Source organism: Pseudomonas edaphica (genome assembly GCF_005863185.1).
Taxonomy (GTDB): domain Bacteria; phylum Pseudomonadota; class Gammaproteobacteria; order Pseudomonadales; family Pseudomonadaceae; genus Aquipseudomonas; species Aquipseudomonas edaphica.
Map to the genome: position 1 here is coordinate 1 of NZ_VBVZ01000532.1, position 4,296 is coordinate 4,296.

At 60.1% G+C, this 4,296-nt stretch carries 5 protein-coding genes; all 5 read right to left on the reverse strand.

What is annotated here, in order from left to right; all coding sequences use genetic code 11:
- Positions 1-285, reverse strand: a 285-nt coding sequence (locus FEM54_RS25845; protein ID WP_138453588.1) for a GTPase, incomplete at its 3' end; no start/stop codon positions are given.
- Between the two features lie 135 nt (positions 286-420).
- Positions 421-1,572 (reverse strand): outer membrane protein assembly factor BamB, encoded by a 1,152-nt coding sequence (bamB, locus tag FEM54_RS25850; RefSeq protein WP_138453589.1) that lies wholly within the window; start codon positions 1,570-1,572, stop codon positions 421-423.
- The gene (locus tag FEM54_RS25855) at positions 1,565-2,206 is read right to left on the reverse strand and encodes a YfgM family protein (protein ID WP_017135953.1); all 642 of its coding nucleotides are present in this window, start codon (positions 2,204-2,206) and stop codon (positions 1,565-1,567) included. Before FEM54_RS25855 ends, bamB begins: the two co-directional genes overlap by 8 nt.
- A 41-nt stretch (positions 2,207-2,247) precedes the next feature.
- A complete protein-coding gene (gene hisS, locus FEM54_RS25860) occupies positions 2,248-3,537 on the reverse strand; it encodes a histidine--tRNA ligase (RefSeq protein WP_017135952.1) in 1,290 nt (429 codons plus the stop codon).
- A gap of 21 nt (positions 3,538-3,558) precedes the next feature.
- The coding region (locus FEM54_RS25865; protein WP_138453590.1) for a flavodoxin-dependent (E)-4-hydroxy-3-methylbut-2-enyl-diphosphate synthase at positions 3,559-4,296 on the reverse strand (738 nt) is incomplete at its 5' end.

The following is a 4,296-nucleotide window of genomic DNA, read 5'->3' on the forward strand; positions in this document are numbered from 1 at the left end:
GTAGCCCGCACGGGCGTCCACCAGGAACAACACGACATCGGCTTCTTCGATAGCGAGCAGCGACTGCTCGGCCATCTTTTCGTCCATGCCATGCTCGTCACCGGAGATACCACCGGTGTCGACAATAATGTAGGAGCGCCCTTGCCACTTTGCCTCACCGTATTGGCGATCACGGGTCAGACCGGACAAGTCGCCAACGATGGCGTCACGAGTCCTGGTCAGGCGGTTGAACAAGGTGGACTTGCCGACGTTAGGTCGGCCCACCAGGGCGATTACGGGAACCATGCGGCTCTCCACTTCGTTATTTCAGAAAATACAAAAGCCGCTGCAAGGCAGCGGCTGGTGCTCGGGGCAGCATAGTCAAATGCCGCATGCCCCGCCGAAGCGGGGCCGCCTGGGTTTTACCCCAAGCATAGTTGCTTACTTGATGGTCAGGGCTTCCAGCTTGCCGCTGTTGCCAAACACGTAAAGCATGTTACCCACAACCAGCGGACGCGCACGCAGACCGTCGCTGTCGATACGCTCGCGGCCGACAAAACGACCGTCTACCTGGCTCAGCAGGTGCAGGTAACCTTCGAAGTCACCTACCGCTACGTAGCTGGAGAACACTTCCGGTGCCGACAGTTGACGGCGAGCCAGGGAGTCGTTGCTCCACAGCGCAGTGGTGGAACGCTCGTCGACACTTTCAACGGTGCCGGAAGCGAGGCTTACGTAGACGCTGCCGAACCCTTGGGCGACACCGGCGTAGCTGGAAGCATCACGCTGCCAGTTGATGCGGCCGCTTTGCAGGTCCAGCGCCGCAACACGGCCCTGGTAAGTGGCCACGTAAATGGTTTCACCCGACAGCAGCAGGCCGCCGTCGATGTCCACTACGCGGTCCAGCTCGGAGCGACCTTGCGGGATGGCCACACGGGTTTCCCAGGCCGGCACGCCGTTCTGAGTATCCAGGGCGACCACTTTACCGGTCGACAGGCCAGCAACGGCCAGGTTGTTCGTCACAATCGGACCACTGGTACCACGCAGGGTCAACACCGCCGGGGTGCTGTCATACAACCAGCGCTGGTTACCGGTGGCGGCATCCAGGCCGATCACACGGTCATCCTGGGTTTGCACCACGACGATATCGCCGTTGGTGGCAGGCGCGGAGAGCACTTCACTGGTCACGCGAGCGCGCCATTTCTCTTCACCCGTTGCCGAGTCCAGAGCCACCACGTCGCCTTTAAGCGTACCGATCAGCACCATGCCGTAGCCGACGCCCACACCACCGGAAACCGGCAGCTCGAGGTCTTTCCTCCACTTCACGTCGCCATTCATACGATCCATGGCCATGACAACGCCAGTGGAGTCAGTGGCCACGATGTTGTCGCCGTCGATTGCCGGCTGCAACAAGTTGTACAGGTCGCCCTGGCCGTCACCGACGGAGCGGCTCCACTGCTTTTGCAGGACCACTTCTTCCTTGAAGCTGGTCAGCTCGGCAGGAGGCAGTTCTTTTTTACTGTTGCTGCTGCAACCCGCGGCCAGAACGGCCAGAGCCAGCAATGCTGCATGTTTCCAACGGATCACGTCACGCATCCCCTTTGGCCAAGTCGTCCAGCTTGATTTGTAAGCCACCGACCGCTGCTTCATCAGACAGCGCCGCCTTGGCTTTTTGGTACGCAGCATGGGCTTCGTCGGTACGACCCAATTGGACCAACAGGTCGCCCTTGAGCTCTTCACGAGTGGCCACAAATGCCTTGTCAGCATCGCCGTCGAGCAGTTTGAGTGCTTCGTCAGCCTTGTTCTGTGCCGCCAATACCTGCGCCAGGCGCTGACGTGCGATTTCACCCAGGGTCGGGTTGGTCGGTTTGTCGGCGATGGCCTTCAGCTCGGTGGCTGCGTCATCCAGCTTGCCGGTGTCGACCGCAACTTTCGCGACGAACAGGCTGCCGTACTGGGCGTAGGTGCTACCGCCAAATTCGTTTTTCAGCTTGCCGGCAAGGTCCGCCACTTGGGCTGGATCAGGCTTGCCGTCCGGCGTCAGCGTGGTTTCCAGCAATTGCTGATAGAGGATCGAGGCGCCTTGGGACTGGTTGGCCTGATACTTGTGCCAGGCTTGCCAGCCGAACACCACCACTAAAGCCAGCAGACCGCCAGTAACCAGGGGCTTGCCGTTACGCTGCCACCAGTCCTTGAACTCGGCCAGTTGCTCATCATCAGTACTCGACACCCCAATACTCCTTAATCGCTAAATTCGGCTGTTCGACAGCTTCAACCCTGCACGACGCAGGTGGCCAAGTGCGCGGCGAGCGCATCAAAGGCAATGTTCTGTTGCTCGCCCTGGCCACGCAGGGGTTTGAAACCTATCACTTGCTGGGCCAGTTCGTCATCGCCGAGGATCAGCGCATACAGCGCGCCGCTCTTGTCGGCCTTCTTGAACTGGCTCTTGAAGCTGCCGGCGCCGGCATTGATCTGCAGGCGCAGGTTCGGCAGTTGGTCACGCACTTTTTCGCTCAGGGCCAGGGCTGCCAGTTCGGCGGCCTCGCCAAAGGCGCATAGGTACACATCCACCTGACGGGAGATTTCTTCCGGGACCTGCTCCAGGGTTTCCAGCAGCAGGATCAGCCGCTCGATGCCCATGGCGAAACCTACGCCGGTGGTCGGCTTGCCGCCCATTTGCTCAACCAGGCCGTCGTAGCGACCACCGGCACACACGGTGCCCTGGGCGCCGAGTTTGTCGGTGACCCACTCGAACACGGTCTTGCTGTAGTAATCGAGGCCACGCACCAGTTTAGGGTTGATGACGTAGGGAATACCGGCCGCATCCAGGCGAGCCTTGAGGCCCTCGAAGTGCACGCGCGATTCGTCGTCCAGGTAGTCGGCCATTTTCGGCGCGTCGACCAGTACGGCTTGGGTGTCGGCGTTCTTGGTATCGAGGACGCGCAACGGGTTGGTTTTCAGACGGCGCTGGCTGTCTTCATCCAATTTGTCCAAGTGAGCAGACAGATACTCGACCAGGGCAACGCGATAGCGACCCCGGGATTCGCTGGTGCCCAGGCTGTTGAGCTCAAGCTTGACCGCGTCGCGGATGCCGAGCAGGCCCCACAGGCGCCAGGTCAGCACGATCAGCTCGGCGTCGATGTCCGGACCATCGAGGTTGAACACCTCGAGGCCGATCTGGTGGAACTGGCGATAACGGCCTTTCTGCGGGCGCTCGTGGCGGAACATCGGGCCGATGTACCACAACTTCTGCGGCTGGCCACCACCGGTGAGACCATGCTCGAGCACGGCACGCACGCAGGCGGCTGTACCTTCCGGACGCAGGGTCAGGGAGTCACCGTTGCGATCTTCAAAGGTGTACATCTCTTTTTCGACGATGTCGGTCACTTCACCGATGGAGCGCTTGAACAGCTCGGTGAACTCGACGATCGGCATGCGGATCTGTTTGTAACCGTAGTTATCCAACAGGCGCGCGACCGTGCTCTCGAAGTAGCGCCACAGTGGCGTCTGCTCCGGCAGGATGTCGTTCATGCCACGAATGGCTTGCAGAGACTTGCTCACATCTAATCCTTAAATTCGTTCTTAGCCGCGCGCGATCAGCGCTGCGTCAGCCGCAACCTTTTCAGCTGCTTTCTCGCGGATCAGCTTTTCCAGATGATCCACGAGATTCTCATTCGTCAGTTTCTGCGACGGCTTGCCGTCGATGTAAATCAGGTTCGGTGTACCGCCAGTCAGGCCCACATGGGCTTCCTTGGCTTCACCCGGCCCATTGACCACACACCCGATCACCGCTACATCCAGCGGCACCAGCAGGTCTTCGAGGCGAAGCTCCAGGTCGTTCATGGTTTTCACCACGTCGAAGTTCTGCCGCGAGCAGCTCGGGCAGGCAATGAAGTTGATGCCACGGGAACGCAAACGCAGGGATTTGAGAATGTCGTAGCCGACTTTCACTTCCTCTACGGGGTCTGCCGCCAGGGAGATGCGGATAGTATCGCCAATCCCTTCGGCGAGCAGCATACCGAGACCCACCGCAGATTTCACTGTGCCTGAGCGCAAACCGCCCGCTTCAGTGATACCCAGGTGCAGCGGCTGCACGATTTCCTTGGCCAACAGGCGGTAGGCTTCTACCGCCATGAACACGTCGGAGGCCTTTACGCTGACCTTGAAGTCCTGGAAATTCAGGCGTTCAAGGTGCTCGACGTGGCGCAATGCCGACTCAACCAGCGCGGCTGGGGTTGGTTCGCCGTACTTTTTCTGCAGGTCTTTTTCCAGCGAACCGGCGTTGACGCCGATACGGATGGGAATGCCACGGTCACGTGC

Bases quoted from the DNA above. Each gene is read 5' to 3' on its own strand.
- bamB (WP_138453589.1), bottom strand. From the start codon at position 1,572: ATGCGTGACGTGATCCGTTGGAAACATGCAGCATTGCTGGCTCTGGCC.